Source organism: Peribacillus sp. NPDC096447, from assembly GCF_044762725.1.
Lineage (GTDB): Bacteria > Bacillota > Bacilli > Bacillales > DSM-1321 > Peribacillus.
Genome location: NZ_JBIWEV010000008.1, coordinates 62,089 through 88,790, shown reverse-complemented (window position 1 = coordinate 88,790; position 26,702 = coordinate 62,089). Strand labels below are relative to the sequence as shown.

General features: G+C 41.0%; 17 protein-coding genes and 2 riboswitches. Of the genes, 1 reads left to right on the top strand and 16 read right to left on the bottom strand.

The genetic code is table 11. The features are described 5' to 3' along the window. Positions 1-384 precede the first annotated feature (384 nt). The 14 genes from ptsG to ACIQZD_RS22995 form a co-directional block, all read right to left on the bottom strand. Positions 385-2,454: a glucose-specific PTS transporter subunit IIBC gene (ptsG, locus tag ACIQZD_RS23060; protein ID WP_402906729.1), complete on the bottom strand. Its 2,070-nt coding sequence runs from the start codon at positions 2,452-2,454 to the stop codon at positions 385-387. A 214-nt stretch (positions 2,455-2,668) separates the two neighbouring features. Beyond that, positions 2,669-3,511, bottom strand: coding sequence for a glucose PTS transporter transcription antiterminator GlcT (gene glcT, locus ACIQZD_RS23055; RefSeq protein ID WP_402906727.1), 843 nt, complete (start codon positions 3,509-3,511; stop codon positions 2,669-2,671). 152 nt (positions 3,512-3,663) lie between these two features. Further along, positions 3,664-4,995, bottom strand: coding sequence for an NCS2 family permease (locus ACIQZD_RS23050; protein WP_063235528.1), 1,332 nt, complete (start codon positions 4,993-4,995; stop codon positions 3,664-3,666). Positions 4,996-5,095: 100 nt separating this feature from the next. After that, a riboswitch (purine riboswitch) is annotated at positions 5,096-5,197 on the bottom strand. A gap of 225 nt (positions 5,198-5,422) precedes the next feature. Next, positions 5,423-6,943: a glutamine-hydrolyzing GMP synthase gene (guaA, locus tag ACIQZD_RS23045; protein ID WP_402906739.1), complete on the bottom strand. Its 1,521-nt coding sequence runs from the start codon at positions 6,941-6,943 to the stop codon at positions 5,423-5,425. 177 nt (positions 6,944-7,120) lie between these two features. After that, positions 7,121-7,222, bottom strand: a riboswitch (purine riboswitch). Positions 7,223-7,258: 36 nt separating this feature from the next. After that, a complete protein-coding gene (locus ACIQZD_RS23040) occupies positions 7,259-9,463 on the bottom strand; it encodes a DUF4129 domain-containing transglutaminase family protein (RefSeq protein WP_402906724.1) in 2,205 nt (734 codons plus the stop codon). Next, positions 9,460-10,620, bottom strand: a complete 1,161-nt coding sequence (locus ACIQZD_RS23035; protein WP_402906722.1) for a DUF58 domain-containing protein — start codon at positions 10,618-10,620, stop codon at positions 9,460-9,462. The genes ACIQZD_RS23040 and ACIQZD_RS23035 overlap by 4 nt, the downstream gene beginning before the upstream one ends. Positions 10,621-10,652: 32 nt before the next feature. Further along, the gene (locus tag ACIQZD_RS23030) at positions 10,653-11,609 is read right to left on the bottom strand and encodes an AAA family ATPase (RefSeq protein WP_402906720.1); all 957 of its coding nucleotides are present in this window, start codon (positions 11,607-11,609) and stop codon (positions 10,653-10,655) included. A 712-nt stretch (positions 11,610-12,321) separates the two neighbouring features. Further along, positions 12,322-12,804, bottom strand: coding sequence for a type VII secretion protein EssA (gene essA, locus ACIQZD_RS23025; RefSeq protein WP_402906718.1), 483 nt, complete (start codon positions 12,802-12,804; stop codon positions 12,322-12,324). Next, complete coding sequence (gene esaA / locus ACIQZD_RS23020; protein WP_402906716.1) at positions 12,791-15,718, bottom strand: type VII secretion protein EsaA; 2,928 nt, start codon at positions 15,716-15,718, stop codon at positions 12,791-12,793. Before esaA ends, essA begins: the two co-directional genes overlap by 14 nt. Next, positions 15,711-20,192: a type VII secretion protein EssC gene (essC, locus tag ACIQZD_RS23015; protein WP_402906714.1), complete on the bottom strand. Its 4,482-nt coding sequence runs from the start codon at positions 20,190-20,192 to the stop codon at positions 15,711-15,713. Before essC ends, esaA begins: the two co-directional genes overlap by 8 nt. Positions 20,193-20,222: 30 nt before the next feature. After that, positions 20,223-21,572 carry a type VII secretion protein EssB gene (essB, locus tag ACIQZD_RS23010; RefSeq protein WP_402906712.1) on the bottom strand — a complete coding sequence of 450 codons (1,350 nt, stop codon included), beginning with the start codon at positions 21,570-21,572 and terminating at the stop codon, positions 20,223-20,225. A 71-nt stretch (positions 21,573-21,643) separates the two neighbouring features. Then, positions 21,644-21,883, bottom strand: a complete 240-nt coding sequence (gene yukD / locus ACIQZD_RS23005; RefSeq protein ID WP_053537134.1) for an ESX secretion system protein YukD — start codon at positions 21,881-21,883, stop codon at positions 21,644-21,646. Between the two features lie 95 nt (positions 21,884-21,978). Then, the gene (locus ACIQZD_RS23000) at positions 21,979-22,269 is read right to left on the bottom strand and encodes a WXG100 family type VII secretion target (protein WP_034306171.1); all 291 of its coding nucleotides are present in this window, start codon (positions 22,267-22,269) and stop codon (positions 21,979-21,981) included. Positions 22,270-22,707: 438 nt separating this feature from the next. After that, the gene (locus ACIQZD_RS22995; RefSeq protein ID WP_402906710.1) at positions 22,708-23,622 is read right to left on the bottom strand and encodes a nucleoside hydrolase; all 915 of its coding nucleotides are present in this window, start codon (positions 23,620-23,622) and stop codon (positions 22,708-22,710) included. Positions 23,623-23,988: 366 nt separating this feature from the next. Between ACIQZD_RS22995 and ACIQZD_RS22990 the strand changes: the two genes are divergently transcribed. Next, positions 23,989-24,171, top strand: a complete 183-nt coding sequence (locus tag ACIQZD_RS22990) for a hypothetical protein (RefSeq protein WP_101225656.1) — start codon at positions 23,989-23,991, stop codon at positions 24,169-24,171. A 1,054-nt stretch (positions 24,172-25,225) separates the two neighbouring features. Here ACIQZD_RS22990 and cuyA read toward each other — a convergent pair. Together cuyA and ACIQZD_RS22980 are read right to left on the bottom strand one after the other, a co-directional pair. After that, entirely contained in the window at positions 25,226-26,218 is a 993-nt protein-coding gene (gene cuyA, locus ACIQZD_RS22985) for a D-cysteate sulfo-lyase (protein ID WP_402906707.1), read from the bottom strand. 95 nt (positions 26,219-26,313) lie between these two features. Next, a complete protein-coding gene (locus tag ACIQZD_RS22980; RefSeq protein ID WP_264640119.1) occupies positions 26,314-26,691 on the bottom strand; it encodes a RidA family protein in 378 nt (125 codons plus the stop codon). Between the last annotated feature and the right edge of the window lie 11 nt (positions 26,692-26,702).

Here is a 26,702-nt window from a genome sequence, read left to right as displayed (position 1 = left end):
GAAATGTTTGACTTGCTCATTTGCTTTTTTGATAGTGTGTGCTCACTTAAAATTTAACGTTGGCGCTTTGTTTTGTTCAGTTTTCAAAGAGCAATACTTTTCATCGCTTTTTTAGCGACTTAATTAGTCTAACACCTTTCAAACATAAAGTCAACAACAAGTTATCATTTACTTATTTGTCTTTTTTGTCTCAAGCGGTGTATTTAATATATTAGCACTTGCATTTAGATAAGTCAATGCAATCTTTTAAAATTCACTTCATTTTTTCATGAGCCTACTTCTTCTATATATACACCACTTTCTTTCTATAGAAGCCGGACCCCGCCATTGAATCATCAAAAACAGGAGGGCAGCTGATTATAGCCACCCTCCTGTTATTAATGATCATTTATTAATGGTAATTACGTCCGCTTCTTCTCTATCTACATTTCCGGCCTTTTCGATCTTCACACTTTCACCTTCGGAAAGGTTAGTAAAGACGATTGGCGTAATGATAGAGCTGGCATTGTTTTTGACATACTCTATATCAACTTTAAGCAATGGCTGTCCGCTTGTCACTTTATCTCCTTGAGAGACTAGTGCTTCGAAACCTTTGCCTTCTAACTTAACTGTATCGATCCCGACATGTATCAAGATTTCACGACCAGCTTCGGAAACGATACCTATTGCATGTTTAGTCGGGAATAGGTTAACGATCGTACCGTCTACAGGAGAAACAACCAACCCTTCCTCAGGTACAATGGCAAATCCATCACCCATCATTTTTTCAGCAAAAACTGCATCAGGCACTTCCGTGATCGGTTTTAATTCCCCTTTAATAGGAGAAACAAAGCTCTCGGAAACTTCATCCGTCCGTAAAGGTTTCGGGACGACATCCTCGATTTGCTTTTCCACACCCACTTCAGGAGATGCTTCTACTTTACGAGGCCTTTTTCCATCGATGATATCTTTCATTTGCCCCTTGATCGTTTCTGAACGAGGTCCGAAGATTGCCTGGATGTTATTGCCCACTTCCAGAACTCCAGCGGCACCAAGTTTCTTCAGTCTATTTTTATCAACATTACCGATGTCATTGACCGATACACGAAGACGGGTAATGCAAGCATCCAAGTGAGAAATATTTTCTTTTCCGCCCATAGCATCCAAGATATTCCCAGGAAGACTTCCAGCAGTACTTGCAGATCCTTCCGCTTCCTCATCCTCTTCCACTTCACGGCCAGGAGTTTTAAGGTTAAACGTCCTTATCGCAAATCGGAATCCGAAGTAATAGATAACCGCAAAGACCAAGCCAACTGGAATAACGATCCATGCATTGGTTTGCGGATTAATTAAACCAAACAGTACGTAATCGATCAAACCACCCGAGAACGTCATCCCGATTTTCACGTCCAATAAATGCATGGTCATGAATGATAGACCTGCAAACAAACAGTGAATCCCGAAAAGTACCGGTGCAACAAATAAGAATGCAAATTCAAGTGGCTCAGTAATCCCAGTCAGGAAAGATGTAAGTGCCGCAGAAGCCATCAAGCCCCCGACTATTTTCTTTCTTTCCGGTCTTGCTTCATGATAAATGGCCAAAGCCGCAGCTGGTAACCCGAACATCATGAATGGATATTTACCAGTCATGAAGGTACCTGCCGTTAAATTCTGTACGCCATCTTTAATTTGTGCCATGAAGATAGCCTGGTCTCCTCTGACTGGCGTTCCCCCGCCTTGAGGGATATAGCTGCCAAATTCGAACCAGAATGGCGAATAGAAGATATGATGCAACCCAAAAGGAATCAGCGCACGTTCTACAACCCCAAACACGAAAGCTCCCAGAGTCAGGTTAGCACCCAACATATTTTCGGAAAATGAATTTAACCCCGATTGAATTGTCGGCCAAACCAAGATCATCAACAATCCAAGAATAACTGCGCTTGCGGCTGTTGCAATTGGTACAAAACGTTTACCTGCAAAGAATCCTAAATAAGAAGGCAGTTCAATTTCATAAAACTTATTATACATAACAGCAGCCATGACACCGACAATAATACCGCCGAACACACCAGTTCCCAACGTCGGGATTCCCAGAACATTGCTATACACCGCACCATTGTTCGCAATGTCGGCAGCGTCAATGCCAAGAACAGTTCCCATTGTTACATTCATAATCAAGAACCCGATAATCGCAGCCAGTCCGGCAACACCATCTCCGCCAGCTAACCCAATTGCGACCCCCACAGCAAACAACAAGGGAAGATTCCCAAAAATAATATTCCCGGCATTCTCCATTACCGATGCGACCATTTCCACTCCGCCACTCGCAAGAAACGGGGCGATATCCAACAAAGTTTCGTTTTGCAACGCATTACCAAACGCAAGCAAAATTCCGGCCGCTGGTAAAATGGCTACAGGAAGCATTAAAGCTTTTCCGATTTTTTGCAAAACACCAAATAACTTCTTAAACATAGGTTTTCCTCCTCTTTACTGTTTTTCCATGCTAATAAAACGGTTACATTTAACGATGGTATTCATCTTCCCACGCATCAGAATTCAAATACAAAAAAGGCATAAGCAAAGATAGGATTGAAATGAAAATTCAGGTATATAATACCCTCTTTCATAACAATCATTCTCCTCACTTATGCCTGATCGAATCAGTAACACGTAAGTTAATGTATGTTTATTTAATTTTCTTTTGTAATCGTTGGATATGCATCGTTAGATAGACAGCTTCCGCATCACAAACGGGTCTGCCTAATTTCTGCTGCATAATCTTTATTAGCTTCCAAGAGATATTGTAACATAAAGGATATTCTTCTTTCAATAGCATTGCTATTTTTTCGGGTTCCTCTACTATTTCCCCAGCCAACACCCTATCTATCATGAATCTTAAATGACGGACCAAACGTGAATAATCAATGCTATCCTTATTAATTTGTACGTTGAGCTGTTCTTCGACAACTTGGATAAGCTGATAGATTAACTGCGAATGCTGATTGACTTCCGATAAGTCTTTATTTGATATTGCGCTATGAATATGAAGCGTAATAAAACCGATTTCCCCTTGGGGCAGGCCTATGCCTGTCTTATCTTGAATTAATTCTACTACATCAACAGCAATATCATGTTCAAAAGGATAAAGGGTTATCGTTTCTTTCAAGAATGGGTTTTTGATAGTCATTCCTTGTGAAACACGCTGAAGGGCGAACAATAAATGATCAGTTAAACCGACATGTATATGTTCATTGAGTTTTCCAGTTACTCGGTCGTTAATGAGATGAATGGATTCTATAATGGCAGCTTGAAGATTTTGATCGATCTGCGGCAAAAGTTTTTTGTAACTTTCCTGTTCCTTGACATTTTTCAGGACAAACGTTTTCTCCGCAAGTTCCGGACTTAACTCTTCGCCTTTCTTTCGGTTGAAGCCTAAGCCCTTTCCAATAGAAACGACTTCTCCATACGACGGATGCGTGGCAATCACCACATTATTGTTCAAAACCTTTTCAACGATAAAACCATTCATTTTTCTCCCTCTTTTTTTCTCAAAGTCATCCCTATGCCCCATACAGGATAAAGTGCTTAGTACTTAGTCCTTTTACTATACACGATATGAGCTTTCTCTTACAACATGAAAGAAGAGCCCCGAAATCAGGACTCTCCTTACTTATTGCATTATTACTTCAAGAAAATGAAATATAGTAGGAAAACGACTCCAAGACCCCACATGATTGGGTGAACCTCTTTAGCTCTCCCTTTCATCGACATGGTGATCGGATAGAAGATGAATCCGCAAGCTATACCTGTCGCAATCGAATATGTCATAGGCATCATGATAACCGTAAAGAAGGCCGGAACCGCAATTTCAAACTTCTGCCAGTCAATATTTTTAAGTGATGATGCCATTAATACTCCGACTATAACCAATGCCGGCGCAGTCACCGCAGATGTTACCACTGATAGAAGCGGGAAGAAGAATAAGGATAGGACAAACAGCAATCCTGTCACCACAGCCGCAAAACCGCTTCGAGCACCCGCGGCAACACCTGATGTAGACTCTACATAAGATGTCGTAGTGGATGTACCAAGAATTGCACCTGAAACGATGGATAATGAATCAGCAAGTAATCCTTTTCCCACTCTAGGAAGAACATTATCCTTCATCAAACCAGCTTGTTGCGCGACAGCCACCAACGTACCGGCTGTATCAAAGAATGCTACAAACAAGAAAGTCAGTATCACGATTAACATTTGACCAGTGAAGAGATCACCGGGATTTCCGAAGGCATCGAACGCAACCCCGAATGTAGGAGCTATGCTAGGAACGGCACCGATTATTTTCTCCGGCACCGGAACTTGTCCAAAAATCATTCCTGCAATGGCTGTAATGACCATCCCTATGAACACGCCGCTTTTGACGCCTCTCGTCATCAAAATGACGGTTACGACAATTCCAAACACAGCCAATAAAGTGTTTCCTGATGTCAAGTCGCCCAGCCCGACAAGAACGCTGTCATCATTCGTGATGATTCCAGCATTCTGAAACCCTACAAAAGTAATGAATAAACCGATACCGGCACCAACTGCGTATTTCAATTCGACTGGAATTGCATTAATGATTTTCTCACGTATTCCCGATAGGGAAAGCAAAACGAAGATAATACCTGAAATCAGTACTCCCGATAAAGCCGTCTGCCAAGGAATTCCAAAACCGAGCACAACGGTAAAAGCAAAGAAAGCATTCAATCCCATCCCTGGTGCAAGCGAGATTGGATACCTGGCTATGAGTCCCATCAATATCGAGCCGATTGCGGCTGCCAAGGCGGTCGCTGCAAAAACCGCTCCGTAGTCCATTCTCAATTCATCCGGATAGTCCTCGATGCTTTGTAAAGTCAGCATCACAGGGTTAACAACCAGGATATATGCCATTGAAAGGAACGTAGTCAGTCCACCAAGTATTTCACGGCGATAATTAGTTCCCAGCTCGTTAAACCGAAAATAATTTTTCATTATGAGTCTCCCCTATCATAAAATCGTGCCAACAGAAAATGCCCCATTCGCTTACGAACGGGGCTTGACTGCGGTCGTGTAAAGAAGTGGCGGTTTATCCACGCCAATCCTTCCACATCGTAGTCAAGCCGTTCACGGCAGCTTGGTAGAAACTTTTGGGCCATATCCCCAATATTATACGACAATTATGTTTTTTTATTATTATAGGTATAGTGTATCAGTCACTAAAATAATCGTCAATATATCAAACGAATATTTTTTATGTAATTTTAGGCAATGTTCGCTTTTCGCTATATATTCCTTACTTATTATGGCTATATCTTCGCCAACATACGTGAAATGTAAGTAATCTACATATTCAAATACTATTTTAACCAAAAAAATCAGTGAAGGATATTTCCTTCACTGATTGGATGATTTTAATCTTCTATTCCCACTCGATCGTTGCAGGTGGCTTAGACGTAATGTCATAAACTACGCGGTTTACATGGTTTACTTCATTAACGATTCTCGTTGAGATGATTTCTAGTACATCCCAAGGGATTCTTGCCCAATCGGAAGTCATTCCGTCAATGGATGTAACCGCACGGATCCCGATTGTATAATCATACGTACGCGCGTCGCCCATTACCCCTACGCTTCGAATGTTAGGAAGCACCGTAAAGTACTGCCAAATTTCGCGTTCCAAACCATTCTTTTTAATTTCTTCACGTAAGATATGGTCAGATTCACGAACGATTTCAAGTTTTTCATCTGAAATTTCACCTAATACACGAATACCTAAACCTGGACCCGGGAATGGTTGACGCCAAACGATTTCATCCGGAATGCCCATTTCACTACCAAGTGCACGCACTTCATCCTTGAACAGGGTGTTCAAAGGCTCAATCAATTTAAATTGCATATCTTCCGGCAGACCGCCAACGTTGTGATGCGATTTAATTGTTTGTGCAGTGGCCGTACCACTTTCAATAATGTCTGTGTAAAGTGTACCCTGTGCAAGGTAATCAATTCCTTCGAGCTTCGTTGCTTCGTCATCGAATACGTAGATGAACTCGTTACCGATGATTTTCCGTTTTTGTTCCGGATCAGAAACGCCAGCAAGTTTCGATAGGAAACGTTCTTTTGCATCGACCTTGATTACGTTCATATTGAAACCTTCACTGAATGTTTCCATTACACCTTCGGCTTCCCCTTTACGAAGTAATCCATGATCAACGAAAATACATGTCAGCTGATCACCAATCGCTTTATGGATCAATACAGCAACAACGGATGAATCCACACCGCCGCTCAATGCGCATAACACTTTTTTATCTCCGACCGTTTGGCGGATTTTCTCCATCTCAATTTCAATGAAGTTCTCCATTGACCAGTCACCTTTGCAGCCACAAACGCCGAATACGAAATTTTTCAAAATGTCATTACCGTATACGGAATGACGGACTTCAGGATGGAATTGCACGGCATATAATTTACGTGACTCGTCACTCATAGCCGAAATTGGGCAAGACGGGTTCGTCCCATCAATTTGGAAACCTTCAGGCGTTTCCACCACTAGATCACCATGGCTCATCCAGACGATCTGTTCTTTCGGCAGGTCACTGAATAACTTAGACTCATTTTGGATGGCAAGTGTCGCTTTTCCGTATTCACGGTTTTTCGCTGGTTCCACCTTACCGCCAAAATGTTTAGTCATAAGCTGCATGCCATAACAAATACCGAAAATCGGAAGGCCCATTTCGAATATGCGTTCATCACAACCAAATGCATTTGCATCATAAACACTATTCGGACCACCTGAGAAAATGATTCCCGTTGGGTTCATTTTCTCGATTTCTTCTACAGTAATTGTATGAGGATGAAGCTCACTGTACACACCAAATTCGCGGATACGACGAGTGATCAATTGATTATATTGGCTTCCGAAATCAAGTACTACGATCATTTCCTGGTTTTTTTGCAATTCTGTTTTCCCCGGCACAAACGTCACCTCTATCAATGTAATTCACTCATAAAATGAGTGATAATTTCTTATAAAAAATATTATCATAAAAAAAGAAAAACTAAAAATCCACCCTCAAAAATACAGAAAAAGTATAGACGAAGGCAGATTTTCAGCTTTCCTGTTAAAATCCGCCTTCATAGTCAAATCATTTACGGTGATTCGGTAGAAACTTTCGATCCATATTATCGAGGATATATGAAGGATATATTAGTTTAAGTTAGTTTTTGTTATTGTATCAATATAATAAAAACCTGGTCAAGAGCTAGTTTTTCTCATTAAGCTTTCCCAACCCTTTTGAAAGTGCTTCCATTCGCCATCTTCCACGTCTCCACGATATATCATTAACTCGTATCCAGCCGTCAATTCACTCATCTCATCCGTATCGTACACTGCATCCACATAGGCGGCGTACTCCCTTAAGGTTTGCCCCTCCGGACGAACTATACCAGCTCTTTTTAATTGTTTCAATAAAATTAAATAGGCTGTCGAGAAATGAGCACCGTTTTTCTTTCTATAACGAAGAATCTGCAAATGAGGAATCCACTTCCTTCTAAAGAAATAACCAATAGAAGCGAAAATCAATGCACCTGACAGTGAGATGGCAGTCCATTTTAAGAACCCATCCATGTTCCCGATACCCGTTTTCACGGATGATTGAGTTTCCCTATCGGGTGTAGCCTGGCGCTCTCTGATCTCTTTCTTTGTTTGTTCTTCATTATTTGGAGTTTCTTCAGGCTTCTTGATCGCTTCCTGTTTCAATTCTGAATCGTAAAATTCAACTTCCCCATTGAAACCCTTTGTCGGCTCGAAGGGAACCCAGCCTATCCCTGAAAAATAAACCTCGACCCAGGAATGTGCATTATTATTGGTCACCTTATAAACGGATTCGCCATCAAGGATTGATTTTTCCCCTTCCGTATAGCCCTTTACCCACCTTGCAGGTATATTGGCGGCTCTTAGCAAAACAACCATTGCACTTGAAAAATTATCGCAATACCCTATCTGTGTCTCGAATAAAAATTGATCGACATAATCTTGATTGCTCTCCGGATACGGAATATCGTCCTTAGAATAAATGAATTCATGCCCGTCAAAATAATCCTCAATGGCTTTTGCTTTATCGTACCAATTCGCTTCATTCCTTGTAAGCCCGGATGCCAATTCATATATCCGGTTTGGCATTCCCTCTGGAAGCTGCGTGTTTTTTTCCATTAATAAATCCATTGATTCGTCAGGTTCCGTTACCTTCCTTAACTCAGCTATATCAAAACTCGGCATATCATAGACTAACTCATACTCTTTCATGGACAGTCGTTCGCCATTATCCTTTTCAGAAATAACTTTGTCCATACCCTCATAATATTTGAAATCCATCCCGTTTTTGCCCTCGATCTTTTTTAAATACGCGGACTGCGGATGAAGGATATGGGAATATGATTCCGTCATGTACACTTTTGCCGTCATTTCTTCTGTCCTCACCACTTCAGGAACGTCGTAAATATCTAAAGATGCCATATCCTGCCCGTTGGAAAAAGTGTGAAAGTCCGTTTCCAGTATCGAAACCCACCCTTTACCGGTATAAATATCCTTGTTCTCGACTTTCCAGTAATGTCCTGCAGTAGCATTATTATAAAAAACGATGGAACCATCCGGCTCTATAGATCCGCCAAGATCCGAATCATCTTCATCATATCCCACACTTTTACGCTTCGAACCACCGTCTTCTTTCCCCGCTTTATCAGAATAAGAGGTAATATAAGGCACCGGGTCCGGCCACTGCGGAGAGAGCTTTGGGGCAGCGAAACCGACAAGGACACTCACAAATATCATGCCGGTCAGCATCAGTATCCACTTATTGGTGGAAACCATCGAAAACTTGATTCGCTCCTGTATCGTAAGTCGCAGCAGGGACAGCAGGCCTAGCATCAAGAACCCGATGATGATGATTCTAATCATTGCCTTATCCCCCACATAGGGAGTGAATGTGTCAAGTACAGATATAAAAATCACCGTTAACATAAAAAAGAAAAAAATGCTTTGCCTTACCATCACCCAGTAATGGATCAAATATGTTACAAGCCACAGAAGGACAAAAAATAGAAACGTTCGAAATGGATTTGTGATCAGCTCCCAATTACCATCATATATAAAACCAAGATTGGCCGTAAAATCCGCTAGGAATCCTTCTTTTAGCCATGAAAATTGAAATAAAGCGCCTTTTGAATGGAGGAACTGCAATGAAATCAATATATAAGCACTAATGAGAATAAACCGGATTGACCAATGAATGCGGAAATAATGCAGTAGCAGGGAATAGAGCAAAAATACGATAAAAATGATGATATTACCTGTATCTGTGAGTTTATCGACAGGCCTCAACCATTCAGTAATCAACAACAGACCAAATACATACATGAGGACGTGCATGAAGCTTTCCAACTTTTCGGTGGTGACATTCATTTCGCCATCACCTCTGATCTGTCAAACTTTAGTTGGCCATGTTCAAAAAAGCTAACCTTTATCCCCCTCGAAACAGCTGCAGAGCTTGACAGCCTTTCCTCATCAGTAAGATCCGCATGTTTCTTCACACATAACATTAATCCCTGATTAGGCCGTAAAGCACTCAATATGTCCACCTTTTCTAAGGTTAAGTCTGAAACGATGAATATCACAGCAGCATTTGCCGGAAGAATTCCCTTCCTGACATTTTCGTTCAAATCGTTTGCCACTCTCGGCTCTTCTTTAACAAGTCGGTAAAAAATCTTTCGTTTCTGGTTATTGCCCGCTGCTGCCGGTATGATTAACCTCGATTCCCTGCTCACATACCCAATTTCCATGCCTTTCTTTAACAGGGCGTGTGCAATGGAAGCGGCCATTTCAATGGTTTCTTCGTATAAATCCGACGGCTTTTCATCAAGCATGATGAATACATCCCGGTTTTTCTGCACTTCGAATTCCTTCGTCATGATTTCACTCGTTCTAGCCGTCGCCTTCCAGTTAATCCATGACAACTGATCGCCTGGCTGATATTCCCTTACCCCGGAGACAACTGAATATTCCCGTTTTGTTTTCTTTGCCGAAACCACTGCACCCTGATTGAACACTCGATCAAGATCACTGTAGGCAAGCTCATGATAACGAGGAAAAACAGTTATTTTCAAAGGTGAACTATATATCGCTTCCTTTTCGACCAGCCCGAAGAAATCCCCAATCCAAAAGCGGATCGATTGAAACCAATGCTCTCCGCGCTGCAAATTTTCCAAGGTATATGACATGCTGAAGGTACGCTTGAATCCCGGAAAGATAATTATTTTCCTTTGGAATCCCCTATCTTCCATCTTCTGAGGCAATTCCTCCTCTACCACCATGAATAATAGGGGCAGCCGATTTTTACGGGTAAACGTCAATGCTATCTCAACAGATTCGCCAGCCTGGCATTCCCTTTTATTGACCTTTCTCTCAACGGTAAAATCATGCAGCGGATAAAACAGCAGGATCAAAGCGTACACAGAAAACGGCAAAAATGAATAAAAAATGAACCAACTGACAAAACCGCCTTGAAACATGGCATAGCAAAAGGAAACGGTCATGAGTAATAAAAGTCCGATCACACTCATATTTCCTCTTAAAATGTTGATGAATTTGCGCATTAGGTCACAGCCCGCTTCACTGGCACTTGTGTTGTCGCGACAATTTCATGAATCACCATTCCAGCATCGAAGCCATCATAATTCGCTTCAGGTTTCAAAATAAGTCGGTGGGAAAATACGAATGGAACTAAATATTGAACATCGTCCGGCAGGACATAGTCCCTGCCCTGGATCAGCGCGTAAGCCTGGGCTGCCTTCATCAATGCTATCGATCCACGCGGGCTCACCCCTAAATAGACCCCTTCATGCGAACGTGTTTGATTCGCCAATTCAACAATGTATCGTTTTATTGTGTCATCCACTATCACCGCTTTTACCTCAGCCTGTAATTCTATCAATTCATCCAAGGTGATGACGGATTCCAGCTCCTCAAGCGGTGCTGTGTATTGAGCTCTATGAAGAACCTCTATCTCTTCTTCCACACCGGGATAGCCCATTTTCATTTTTAATAGGAATCTATCCAATTGAGCCTCCGGAAGCGTATATGTTCCCTCGTACTCGATCGGATTTTGCGTCGCCATTACGAAGAACGGCTTCTCCAATCCTCTTGTGACACCATCAATCGTCACACTTGCCTCTTCCATTGCTTCAAGCAATGCAGACTGAGTTTTCGGCGAGGTCCGGTTAATTTCATCGGCTAAAATAATATGTCCCATTATCGGACCTGGCCTAAAAATGAATTCTTGTTCCTTAGGATTGAAGATCGAAACACCAGTAACATCAGAAGGAAGTAAATCAGGTGTAAACTGAATTCGCTTAAAGCTTGCACCTATTGATTTTGCCAGTGCCCTTACCATGACTGTCTTTCCGACGCCCGGAACATCCTCCAATAAGACATGTCCGCCGGAAAGGAGTGCCACGATGCTTAGTTCCGCTATATCCCGTTTTCCGATAATCACCTTTTCGATATTCCCCAGAACCATTTCCAGTTTTTGATTGACCTGCTTATAAATCATTCTCTACCTCCCGGGATTCACATTATCACTATTTCATACCTTCTCTATATCACGCATTTTACATTAAGCTCCAATTAAACCTTACATTGCAAGTTTACTAGATAATCGGTAAACCATAAACGAATTTGTTTTAAAAAGGTATGTTAAACTGTTGCTAAGTGAATATGAACCAACGATGACGTCCATTTGTTTAATGAAAATGTCATGTCACGCCCTGGACCAAGGATCGGGAAAGCTGTTGAACTCGCAAAAGACTGTTTATCCTGACTTGTTCAAATAACCGATAGGATGCTCCATATCTATATGTTATAACAAGAGGAAGGTACGAGACTCCTGCGGGACCCGCAGGAGCAAGCCGAGGAGGCACCCGGACTGCCCGCGGAAAGCGAGTGCCTGGAGCGGAGATCAAAGTCCAAATTGTACAAGCCATAAAAAAACGGCAGGCAAACTCCAATAGATTATCCACCTTTTCATAATTTCCCTCTCCGGTCTTTAGGGCAATGAAGTCACGCCCCTCTGATCTGTATATTCTTTTTCTGTTTATGCTAAAATGAATGCAATCCACTCATAAGATATAAGAGGTACTGATCATGTATAAAAAATTCTTTATTTTGATCTTCGCAGTCGCCCTTCTTTTAGGGCTTATTAAAACCGTTATGGATATGTAGCAAAAAAGCCCGATTCCTGACTTATGCCAGGAATCGGGCTTTTTTCATTTTCGTTTAACCTCTCCATTCAATTTCCCCATTTTCGGGATAAGGATAAAAAACAAACAAACGACCAAAAGTGCCAAAACGATGCCAAGCAATATCGTCAGGTCAAAATTAAGGGAAGGCTCTGTTTCTTCTTCGCTTCTCGTTCGAACGCCGACCTCCGAGAATAATCCAAGCTGATCTGCTTTTGAAGCGATGGTATTATTTTGATTCCCCGTTACCGGAGACAGAAACAATGAGTCCTCCACCGAGTCAATGACATCATATTTCCCTCTTTCAAAAGTGAGGTCCTTTTGTTCTTCAGGCAGTTTCCGCTTCTGTTCCAACAATCCTTCTTCATGGAAATACTCCGTTTGAATATCAATATCCTTTTCTTGATATTCATTTGGCTCCACCATGGGTTCATCTTCCGCCCCGCCATGAGGTGCATGGCTAAAAAACAGGATGAGCAAGACAGGCATTACGTATTTATTCCACTTCATGGGCCATTGCTCTTCTTTCTGTAAGACGCTTCACTATATATGGAATGATCGTTGCAATAAGCGTCAGCACAATCAAGATGATACTAGCCGGAATGAATGCCGACTGATTTCCGAATTGAATGGACATATATACATCTGCAACCGGGTGGTCTACATTGAAATTAGGCATGATTAAATCCAATAATGGAATGGTAAAGAAACTGATCAGACCAATCACAAGGATAGCACCGACAAACGGCCCAATCGAGAAGGCAAGCCGGGTAAACGCTGAACAGAAGAATAAAAGCAGGACGGTGAAAACGGTCCATTTAATCTCCTGCATATCTCCCAGTGGATAGATCTTCAAACCATACATGCTGATGATTAAACCTACGATCAGATTCAATAAGGCAAACAAGGCCGCATGGACCATCATTGGAATGGTTTCATAATGATGCAGGAAGAAACCGATCAATAACCCAGAAATGAGTATGATGACCAACATGACGATCGGCGGGATATTAACCTTTTCCTGATGCAGGACTTCTCCGCTGATTTGTACGGGATTTGCTAAATATTCGTACACATACCCGTTCTCCTGATCATCGACTAGAGTGTTATTCAAGACACTATAGACGTCCGTCTTTATTTTTACGGTCGAGTCTACATTTTGGGACCAATTATCATTAAGCTGATCGGCCCTTTCCTGTACCGACCCAACTTTCGCTTGCAGGTCTGCTGTATCCTTCGTGACAGTGTCCTGCCGTTCCGCTACAGAATTGACAAGCTCGGAAATGAAGCCGACAGTTGTTGCCGTATTGTCTTGAAGTGATACAAACATTTCTCCATCAAGGTTAACTGGCGGTTCGGCCTCCATTTCAGGAACTTCGATATGATCTGACAAATTGGCAGACACTTCTTGAGCCTTGCCGCTAATTGCCGCTAATTCAGCTAAAGTAGCTTTCTGCCCCGTTTCAACGTTAGCATCATATTCTTTCATATAACCCATAATGGAATCTGAGAACATCCCGAAGTTCTCATTGACTCCTGCTAAACTGGCTTTAACGAGTTTCGCTTCTTCATCTACGTTTCCGGAAACCCCATTTTTCAAGTTTTCCAATTCTTTTATATTGGCTGCAAATACCTTATCTACATTTGCTTCCGTGACTCTTTCAGCCAATTCACCATAAGATGAGAGTGAACCGTAATAGGCAAGGAGGGTAGTTGAATCCCGATTCGTGATAGGATTTTCAAAGGCCTTCACCAGCACCGCTCGCCTTTCTCCCCCCACCTTTTCAAGAAGTGATTGTTCGAGAGTCTTGATTTCTGCGATGGCCTCGTCGATTGTCATGCTTTGGATGTCCTGCAATTTTTGAATATCTTCCTGTGACTTTTTCCATTGATCACCTAAATCCTTGTAATTCGTGCCGAGTTCATTATAATCAGCTTGTAATTGCGTAAACTGCGCCAGCAGTTCATTATATGAATCTACCAGTGTATTAAACTCCGTGATCACTTGATTATAATTTCCCGTTCTGCCGTTTACCGTTCCGCTGAGATTATTGATTTCCGCTTGGAGTTCCGCTGTAAGGATGTTGATTTGTTCAGCAGCTCCTTCACTTCCTTCTGCCGGCACCAAACTTTCAAGTGCCGTGTTAATCCCAGTGATTTGATCCAGCAGTACCTGCAGTGACAGTTCATCAATCGGATCCTTCTTTTCAGGTGCGGCAACCGATTCACCTTTCCCCGTTTCCGTTTCAATATCTTCTATAGGCGTCGTTCCTTCACCAATAACCTCCCCATCACCAGAGCTGCTTGCAAGATTCCCTCTTTGCGCAAGCAAGGTAGACTGAAGGTTATCAAGACCCGCCTCTTCCGATTGTTTCAATTGTTCAATCGAGCTTTGTTGATCTTGAGTGATTTTTGTAATTTGTTCTACTTGTTTATCCTTCATGCTTGTTGAAAATTGTTCCAATTCATTACTGCTTGAATCGAGTTTCTGCTGCATGATTCCAACATTCTCACTAATGCCTTGATCATTAAGACTGTATTTCGTATTCATCCCTTGCTGAATCTCAGGTATTGTTTGGTTCCCCTCATTCAGCACCTTGTCATATGATTGTACACTCTCATTGACAAGCTGCTGATTTTGGGCAGAGGCCTTCTCAAAAAGGATACTTTGAGCTTTTTGATATTCCTCAAAAGAAACAACATCCTTCACAAAGGAAGCCATTTGAGTCTTCGTGTTCCCTATTTCATCCATTGTTTCATTACTTGTTTTGCCAGCATCCTTCGTCTCGGCAAAGACTCCTTCAAGCATGTCCTTATGCTGCTTGATTTCGCCGGCAAGGCTTTCCGAGCTTGGAGTATAAAACTTATACATCGTGTTTTGAAAAGCGATTTCTTTAGCAAGGACATTATCGAACTTCTTACGGATATCCTCAACTGATTGGGAAACATAGCTCCAATACTGTGTTGAAATATGCTTATTCATTTTGCTCTTTGTCTTCTCTAATTCCTTTTGTACCTTTTCCATGTTCTCTGCATTCAAGCTAGGTTGTACCTTGTATTTTATCCCTGCCTTGATAGGCTGTTCATCATCGAATGTATAAATATTCTTTGAAAAATCGGATGGGAAATATATGACTGCATCATACTTTTCATTTGCAAGTCCACTTTCCGCCGTACTCCTATTTACCACAAACCACTCATATTCAGAATCCTTGTCCAGTGTAGTAACAAGCTCTGAGCCCATATAAATGGGATTATTGTTAAATTCAGTGCCATTATCTTCATTTACAATGGCGATTTCACGCGAAGCCGTTTCTGTCTTTTTCATTGGATTTTGGCCAATATAAGAAAAAAACAAGATTGGTAGCGCTAAAATCACCAGTATTTTACCGATTAACAGCATCGGTTTTATTTTTTCAGACACTCTCTTGCACTCTCCTTCTTTCTTCACTTAGTGGAATTTGGATTTTACTCTCCTGGCCATTCAGCACAAAGTATCCGTAACCCGGCTGTATTTCTTCTTCTTTTCTTGAATAAGAGAGGGTATACAAGCTTTGGTCCGATTTTTTAAGAAGCAAAACAGCCTGTCTGACTTGTTTCAGTTCGGTTGTCAACGAATCATATCCCTTGGTGAAGTCGTTGGCATTTCCAGCGACAATCAGACTAAACCCGAGATGGCTGTATTGTTTCATCAAACCGCTGATCCTATCCTGAATCCTGCCGTCGATCGTTTGTTGGATCCTTGAAATGCTATCTATGATAAACATGATTCTTGGGAATTCCAGTTGCTTCATCGGTTTCATTTCCAATGCCGCTAGATAACTTCGTTCACGTTCTTCAAATATTCCAGTGATATGATCGAGCCATTCGGTTATCTGATCTTTTGTTTCCACATAGCGCACCTTCTCCTCTAAGGCATAAGAAGATAGGCCGCGATCAACTCCGTCAAACAAACCAATTTCCCCAATTGTCTGTGTAAGCAATGATTCCAAGAGCACTTTAAGGACATTCGTTTTCCCTTTACGTGACTGCCCTACAACAAGCAGGAATGGATTGGAATTCAACTCCAAGGCAACAGGTGTAACGCTTTCCTCTGAAAGTCCGATTGGAATGGAATCCTTCTTAATGGCTTGTGAGCAGTAACTCTTGAAGCTGCTGGAATCAAGACGTGCCGGTAACATCCGAATCGCCGGCGGTTTGGCCATTTCCTTATATTTAACCTTATGATCTGCCACGGCCTGTTTCATTTCTTCCAAAACGGCTATATCATCCGCTCCATCGGCTGGAAGATAAACCTGCGTGAGATAGGTTTGGTCCTTCTTCACTAACGCCCTTCCCGGAACAGGTTCATTTTCATAAGGGGTTCTTCCCAAAACCGAATATTGTTCCGAACTGTCCATTAAGTAATGGACGACCTTCGTCTTAAGACTATTCATTAACGGCTGGCGAATCGCATTGATTCTTGTTGCCGTTAAAATCATGAATATTCCAAGTGATTGTCCATCACGTGCAAACTGAACGAATTGCGCTTCCTGGTCCTGCATCTCATCCTTCACTAAGTCAAAATTGTCGACCACGATATAAATAATCGGCAATTTATCTTCCACTAATGCATTATAAAGCTTTATGTTACTAAGCTCCTTTTCTGAAAAAAGCTGCTTACGCCTTTCCATTTCCGCCTTCATGAATAACATGAATTTTTCGATTTTCCTTAGCTCATCAAACCTAAAGTATTCCCCAGTATGAGGCAGCTGGCGCATTGGCAGTAAAGCGCTATTCCCGAAATCAAAAATATAATAATGCAATTCTTCAGGACTGAATTGATCTGCAAAACTAAAGAGAAGTGTCAATACGGTGGTTGACTTGCCGTACCCGGAAGAACCAAAAACCCCAACATTCCCATCTTCAATCCAGTTATAGACATAATTTGTCTGGCTCTGCAATTCGGGCTCATCCTTCATTCCCAGGTGGATTTGATTCCTCGTCAAACTTTTTTCAGCATTTCTCGATAAGCGATCTGAAAGAGGAGGCAGCCATGGGCTTGCCAACTTCTTAATCTCCATTTCTTCCTGTGTCGCCACAATTTGATCCGCCACGGCTTCAATTTCACTAATCTTTTCTTTCCTCTTATTAGTGGTTTGTTCCGTTACATTTGAGATTTGAACAAGACCAAGGTCTGTGACAAGTGCCACTTCATCCTCAGATCCGACCGTATCCTCTAAGTATGGTGCACCGCTCCACGCAGACTGGAACAATTCATAAACCTCGTTATTTCCTACCTGCAAATATCCCCGTCCGGTGACAGTAATATTTGCCGCATCGCTATTTTTAAGAATTTCCTTACTATCATTGGCATCTTGCACTTTCAAGGAAATTTTAAAGCGGGCATTGCTCCAAATCTGGTTATCAATAACACCGCCCGGCTTTTGTGTAGCAAGAATTAAATGAACTCCCAAGCTCCGTCCAATTCGCGCCGTACTCACTAATTCGCGGATGAAATCGGGTTCTTCGTTTTTAAGTTCCGCAAACTCATCTGATATCAAAAATAAATGCGGTAACGGTTCATCTGCTTTGCCTTCTTTGTATAAATCCGTGTAATCGTTGATATGATTGACTTCGTATCGATCAAACATGCGCTGGCGTTTCTTCAATTCGCTATTGATGGAGGCTAGTGCCCTGGCACTGAAGTTCTTGCTGCCCTCAATATTCGTAATGACTCCCAGCAGATGCGGAATCTGTCTGAATGGCTGTGCCATTCCCCCGCCTTTATAATCAATGAGCAAAAAGGCAACTTCATGTGGATGATAATGAACGGCTAATGAAAGGATGTAGGTTTGCAGTAATTCACTTTTCCCCGATCCTGTCGTTCCAGCAACCAAACCATGGGGGCCATGCGCCTTTTCATGCAAATTCAATTCAACCCTATCTGTTTTCCCTTTCAATCCAATGGGAACAGCCAAGGATTTGGAAGACTGATTGGTCCGCCAGTTTTGCCTGATAGGCAGATCTTCCACTTCACGAGCTTTCAATAATTCCAAAAATGATACCGTTTCTGGTATGGAATTGTTCATGCCTTTTTGATGATCAAGTGAACGCAGCGTACGTGCAAAACGCTCATTCCCTTCTTTTGAATGTGCATCAAGTGTAAATGGAGTATGAACAGCCTTCGTTTGCTGGATGAGAATCTCACCCTCAAAATCATTAATATACTTCACTAGCGTATGGACATTTTCCGTCAAACTCTCTTTTGCATCCGCTGCAAAAATCGTCGAGATGCCTAAATCGTCTGTTTTACCTTCTAAATATTCCAATATGACATGCTCCGCAATTAAATTACGGTCCGTGACAATAAAGACAAAGTGGGGAGTGAATTTCACTTTCCCTTTGTTCTCATCCAAATCTCTTTCCCTCAATAGCTGATAAATCGAGGTCAGCAGCTGGTCACGTGACTGCTCATTATATATAAAGCCTTTTGCATAGGCATGCGGCAATTGAAAATGAGGGAGCCATTTCATCCATTCCCATTCCTGGTAATCCTTTTCCGGAAAAATGGCCACAAAGCGAACATCATGATAACTATGAAAAAAGGCCAGTTGCCCAATCAGTTGCTGAAGCTCCCGTTTAACAATCGATTCCTTTCCGACCAGGCCCATCGATCCGCTTGATAAATCGATCGATAAGGGAAGATCATCCAGGTTTTTGTATACATCCACAAGTTCCTGCGACTGCTCAAGTAAATCATCTATATCCCGATTGGACATATCACTGCTATTTACCGACACCTGATAACTTGATGGTATGGTCGCCGTTCCGATTTTAAAGTGCAGAGCATCTTCACTTTCCAAAGTTCGCTCCCATATACGGTCGCTAATACTGTCAGTCAGCAGCTTCATCCTTTCAAAGGAAGGGTAATGATAGAAAAGCACATTCTTTTGTTTTTCAGACAGCTCTTGCAGTTCTTCCCTCTTCTGCTCTAAATACCTTGTATATACACGTTGACGTTTTTCTTCTCTGAGTTTTTGCTTCTTTTTGTCTTTAAAGTATTGTACCGTCGAGGTAACTAAAGTCGTTGTGAACATAACAATCGATATGATGATGAAAATGCCCCGAGGCTGAATGACCGTGATGACCCCCATGACGATTAGCATCATTAAAGGCGGCATAAGGATCAGCCATAACCCTCTATTATTATCTTCCGATTCTTGGCTCGGAAAAGATATCGTCACTTTCTCATCCGGCAATTCGTAGATCATCCTTGGTGTCCGGCGAAATTGTGGATAGTTTTTTTTCATTTCAGAGATTGGCTTCTTCATTTTAGCTAAAGATGTTTCATAGCTCTCGGCACTATGAATCATCAATAAGTCGCCTTCAATCAACCTCAGCACCATATTCGGCCAGCAAATCAGATCACCATTTTGAATGGGAACAGCTTTCGTTACTCTTTCACCATTCAGAAATATCCGGCTATTTTCCTTTGGCATGAGTAGCCACTGCCCTTTATGAAGCACAAAGGAAACCCCAATGCCGGAAACGGGTCCTTCTTTACGGATAGTCGCTCCCGCCTTGGCCGATAAAGTGATTTCTTTCAAGTTGCCTATATAATAGAGGCTTTCTTCCAATTCCCCAGCCGTATAAAAAATATCGACCTTTTCTTCTCCTTCATGAAAGGTGAAGCTCTGGAATGGCTTTAGATCGCCAATCTTCATGTCCTCTCTAAACACCTCATATCCATCAAGTCCTTCAGGTTTATTCAGCTTGATAGGACCATGTTCAAAGGGAATGGAATATATGGTGATCGTATCCTGCTTTGATGACCCAATTGTAATTGGACCGTTATGATTATCCTTGATCGTATAGGATTGGTAGTTTCCCTTAGAATAAATCCATAATAAACTCATTAAATCTCACCTCCGCAAAAGGCCCATTGCTCACTCTTTGCTTTTCTCTTTTTCTTCAGATGATTTATTGGAGGAATCCTTACTTTCCTCTTTCTCACCAGAAGCAGGTTCGTTTTCCGCTTCTTCTTTTACAGCAGGCTTTGCTTCCGTTTCGCCTTTGTCCTCTAAATTCGACTCTGTTGAAGGCTGGTTCTCATCTTGCTGTTCCTCCAATTGCTTTTTCAATTCCTTTAGTTCCTTTTCATATTGGGATAGCTCCGTATCGACTTCTTTAATTTGCGTTTCCTTTTCTTCCCCGGAAAGGTTATCGTCCAACTTAATCTGTTCTTTCAGATTTACGAGTCCATACATAATCAATTCACGATCCTCCATGATTCTCGCCAAATCGATTGCGTCTTCACTCATACCCCTGCCTATATAAATCCAATATAAGAGATACTGGCTATCAGTCTGCAAAGTGATTGCATTTTCTACATTCTTCTTTCTGACACCATCCAAAGGTTCATAAGCGACGTAGGACTTCGCCAGTTCATATTGAACGACATAAGGCATTTTTTTCGGATCGTAGTTCTCCAACCGGTCAATGACTTCACTGTATTTTTGTTTTAAAAAGCTTTCACCGCTTTCTACATATGCCTCCTGCTTAGGTTGGGAGAAGAATAGTGTGTAAATCGTAAACAACAGCAGCGGCACTAGAACGATCACCGTACCCCAAAGTGTATAACGGCCCGTTTTCCATTTCTTTTCAGGGATATGCACAAATGCTTTTTCTTCCTTCTCTAAATCTTCTATCCGATTTTGAATGACCGTGGAAAGTTCATCCCAAGTCCCCGCTGCCAATATGCTTTGTGATTCGCTCGATAGTTTCAGGGTTTTATGGTAAAGCAGATACTCTTCGAATGTATACTGCCCATCCACAAGCGCTGAAATCGTTGCCTTCGTTTCTTTAAATAGCTCATCCTGATTATGCTCATAAGGAGGCAAACTGTCTTTTACGCCATAATGCAGGAAATATGGGGCCAAGCTTGCATCAAAAACGATATTTTCCGGACAAACGACAAGTTGCAGGCGACTCAATTCATGATTCCTGATTTTCTTCAAGATTTGATAAGACGATAACCATCTACTCAAGGGATTTTTATCTTTAGCTTTAGAAAAAACAAAAAAAGAGGCTGGTGGATTTACTCTGATCTGCACCTCGTCCTCTGTCACTTCTATATGTTTCTGGAGAGCATCATCCGCTTCATGAATAAGCTGTAATTCCAATGGGTCTTGCATCGATAATTTTGCCCGTTGGAAAACGAACAAATGCCCATTATCATCCTTCATCATTGCAGCTTCTGTTTTTTTCTCCAGATATGAGGATTTTTTCTCATCCATTTTATGTAACTCCTTTACCCCTGCTAAAGGGCTTTAGACTTTTTTCCTATAAAGAGTCCACACTTGACCCATTAGAGGATCTCTAGGCGGTCCCCCGTCGTAATTCCGCTATCAAGCAGGGTTTCATAACCTGAACATACGAACTCTTTATTCTGGACCCGCACCCAATAGCCTTCTTTAGGTGCACTGGCAATATCCTTTACCTGCCATATGATTTCCACAACCTTTTTGATGGAGCGGTAATTCGACACTTGCAAATCAAATACTTCCCCTGTATACCTGTTTAAATCGATCGTTAGTTGAATATATATGGAAATCACCTCTTTAAAGCAAAAAAGCACCACGATCTTCATAAAGAGTCGCGGCGCTTTTTCCTAGAAATTTCTTTATCTCATTGACCTAATGATTATCCGCGAATTTGACTAGCAATCTGATTATCTGTGTCTTCAAGGATTTGAGCTGATTTATTCAATTGTTGAGAAACTTCATTCAACAAGCGAGCCATATCCATGAATGAAGGCTTTAATTCTTCGTACTGGCCTACGAAAGCCTCACTGGAAGAACCTTCCCAAATACCAGTTAAATGATCTCTCATTCTATCTAAACGACCAATCATATCAGTTACTTGTTGGCTCTCATTATCATATTGTCTGGCTACATCTTTCAGTTCTGAAGGTGTTACGCGAATTTGTGACATAGAAAAAAACTCCTCCTTTTATCTTATATAGTACATTTTAATAGAACCATACATTTTCTGCCATATAAATAACCACAAAGTCGAAAAATGGTAAATTATGATTATGCAAAAAAACCTAAATATGGCATTATGAAAGTCTATGTACCTGTTTTTCCATATTTCAAAACCCATTTTTTAAATAATTTTAAACATTTTACTTTTTTATGGTAAAAAAAGTTCTTTATACCCAATAATTCTGAACCATTATCCAATAATATAGTTTTCACCATTATAATAGTGACTTTAGACTTTCTTTTTAATCAAACGTTTGATTAAAGTTTGAATGCCACTATAATAATTCGGCCTGACTCCGATCTATTTATTCAACAGAAACAGGCCATCTCTTCCCAAAAGTTCTGGAAAAAAAGACAGCCTTTATAATTAATACATGATTCAATGTCATATAACCCGTTCCAAGAAATGTTTCACAAACCGAGCACTTTCCACATTCGTACAGACGCGGATTCTTGGTTCGCCATCCTTTTGACCGATTGTCCTGCCTGTTTCTTCACCCTCGGTCACCACCTTGATGTTCATCCATTCTGCACTCACAAAACTTGAATTAATCGCAACCCCGACTGCAAGCGGATCATGAAGGGCGCAACCGCCCAAACCTGGATGGGAGTTTTCATATGCTTTCATATAATAATCGGTCATTTCCGCTAAAAATTCGGCGCTTTCCTTACCAGTGGCACGCCAATCATCAAGCTTCGATTTCAGAAGATATGTTTGCAGCGTCACATCAAGCCCCACTAAGGTGATTGGCAGTCCTGAAGCAAATACCTGATCAGCTGCTTCAGGATCTGATATTATGTTTGCTTCAGCATAAGGGGTTACATTTCCTGGTACGTTTACGGCACCGCCCATAATAACGACCTCTTTTACTAAGGACATGGTCATTGGGGCTTTTTTAATCGCCAATGCGATGTTAGTCAGTGGTCCAACTGCAATTATCGTGATTTCATGCGGTCGGCTTTGCACTTGATGGATAATGAAATCTACTGCATTTCCTTGTGATGCTTTGATGGATGGTTCAAACCGAAGGGTATTTCCTAACCCGTCTTCCCCATGTACATGCTTGGGATACCTCTTCTTCCTTCCGCGCACCAAAGTTTGGTCAGTACCTTCAAAAACCGGAATGCGCCTATTTAATTTCTCCAAAACGGCAAGCGTATTGCGGGTCGATTCAACAACGGGCACGTTTCCAAAGCAAGTGGTAAATCCGAGCACTTCCAATTCAGGGGAATTTAAAGCATATGCCATTGCCATAGCATCATCAATCCCAGTATCTACATCAAATATGATTGGTTTCAATATTTCCACACCTTCCAAAACACTTATTGAGAGCCTTTTAAAAAATTCATTGCCTCTCTTTTCTCTTTCTTATGTATAAAGAATCACTGTTTTCCAACTGAATTTTAACATTCAACGATAGGCAGTTCCACAGAAAGTTAGGAATAATCATAATTTACAAACAAATGACAATGCCAGTTGGTTCTTGTATCAACCAATAAAAATAGTTGACCGCCCATAAATATCAATGATATAAAAAGTGAAAAGAAGAAGTTGTATCTTAGTAGTGACCTAATTCCTTTTCAACTTGTTCGATGCAATTACGTCTACTCCAAAGGCAGTTATCAATACATGCGTTACGAATATGATATCCAAGGTGGAAAAAGGATGAAAATGTTTAAATTGATTGAAGATGATCCTTCTGCGTATAAAAAAGGAACAAAATTCTTTTTAATATCACATTCAGAATTCATTGGCGTGAAAAGTTATGTATTACTGGCTGAAGATTTGAAAGGAAAGATCGAAGTAACGGAAGAGGAATTGAGGAATAAATTCGTTTCCATCCATTGATCCCCAGCGGCCCATATAAACTAAAAAACGAGGGAATTTCATTTCTGACTGAATATACTAATACTATATGGGGGCTTCTCCTAAGGGATTGGCTCTTTCGCAACTGTTAAGGCAGGAAGCTATGAATACTTATTTTTAATAGTTGACATGGAAAATCTTCAAACGGACATAATGGTCAAAAGAATTTTTAAATCGCCATAGGATAAACCCATTTTATCGCTTCATATTATTTATCCTTAGGTTCAAAAGAATATATCTATTGCTGTAGGGTCTACTAGCGGTCCACTGTTATGGGATGAACTTGTAAGTGATTAATCAGATGTTGATGACGGTTAATGGCCATTAATTTGGAATAGAACAGCAAGTTAAACAAAGCAACAGGGAACGATGTCATTCTAATGCTTGTCATTTATCAATTATTGGATGAAACTTTTAGAATTTGATGAAAAGAAAAGAAAAAAACAACTGTTTTTCCCGTATGTAATCTCCAGTTGTCGATAAAATGCCAAACAAAGAAAAAACGTATATCGATTATAGATTTAAATTTAAACAAGAGATTTAACTACATTTACAAAAAAAAAAGGAAATCTCAAATACCCCTTAAAAGCTCCATTTGGTTAAGCTGTAAGCTGCTTAGCCAAATGGAGCTTTTCTATTGGAAGACGATGGGATTGAACCAATGACTGAAAACTGAATATGTGGAAGGAAAGGACATGTACATTATGGTGAATGTTTTCTTGAAAACTATGATTCTAATGAGCCGGAAATTTTCATCCAGCTCATTTTTGACGAATGCACCATAACAAACCTTATTTAATAGTCTATTTACGGGATAATTTTCATCATTTTCTATCCCACAGCAGGAGAAAACATTGTTCAAGTCCATACCAAATCAGATGAAGTTCTTTCATCAACTATTTGGTATGGCTGTATGGGACTGATTCTAAATACCTCTTTCAAATAAATGCATCTTAGAACCAGAACCGGATATTACCCTTTCCTTCTATTTTTATTGTTTTTTTGATTCACACTATCACCATATAATAATCAAATTTCAATTAAAGAGAGAAGTATTCGCGTATAGCGATGAGGCGCCGCCAGAATGTAAAAATAGGATGTTATCCTCCGGCTTAAAGGTGCCTTTTTGTATTAAATCAATGAGCCCCGCTGCCGCTTTACCCGTATATACCGGATCCAGCAAAATCCCTTCGGTTCTTGCCATAAGCTTGACAGCTTCCACCATTTCAGGTGTAGGCAAAGCATAACCCGGCCCGACATACTCATCAAAACATGTAACGGCCTCACGAGGAATTGAATTTGGAATGCCGATGTGTGCTAAAGTTTCTTTAACTAGCTGATAAACTTTCTCCTCTTGTTCAGCTTTTCCTCTGCTCACGTTTATTCCAATTACTGATATTCCACTTTGGTTTCCATGAAACCCGGCCACCAAACCCGCATGCATTCCTCCACTTCCGCTTACACAAATAACAGCTTTAAAATCAATTCCTTGGTCAAAGGACTGTGCCAAGATCTCCTGGGCGCAAGCAACATATCCCGTTGCACCAATGACATTGGATCCCCCAACCGGAATGATGTAAGGGCTATGTCCATTCTCTGTTACCTCTTTAGCTATTTTCTGCATTTCTTGCATTAAGTCAGTTCCATTAGGCACGACTTTGATTTGTTCAGCGCCCAATAAATGATAGAGAAAATAGTTACCGTTAAAATCTGGTTCAGAATTTGAAAGACCCTCTTCCAACACAAGAATGCACTTCATTTTCTCTTTAACCGCAGCCGCTAATGTTAAACGGCAATGATTTGATTGAATGCCTCCACATGTAATTAACGTATCCGCACCTTTATCCAATGCATTTGCAACAAGGAACTCTAGTTTTCTTGTTTTATTTCCCCCAGCCGTCAGACCAAGTAAATCATCTCGTTTAAGATAAATAGAAGGGCCACCAAGAACTTCGGAAAAATGATGTAATTTCTCAATGGGTGTATCTGTTGGTGTATATCGCTGTCTGGGAAATTGTGCTAAATTCATATTAAAACTCCTTAGATATTTTCTGTTTAAGACTGGCCATATTTACATTAAAGAAAGTAGAATATCAATCTGCTTTCCTTTTCAATTATATATAATTAAATAATAGCCAACGCTTCTATTTCAATAAAAGCATCTTTAGGTAAACGAGCAACTTCAATCGCACTTCTTGCTGGATAATTATCAGAGAAAAACTCTCCATATACATGATTCATCACGGCAAAGTGATTCATATCGCTTAAAAAAACCGTTGTTTTTATTACCTGCTGTAAGCTTGATCCCGCCGCTTCTAAAACCTTCTTAAGATTCTCTAATGACATCCTTGTTTGCTCCTCAATATTATCAGGCATTTCTCCTGTTTCAGGATCAATTGGGAGCTGCCCTGAAGTGTACACTATATTTCCTGCCTTAATACCTTGTGAATAAGGGCCGATAGCCTTTGGGGCTTCTTTTGTTATGATTGCTTCTATTATCATATAAACCACCT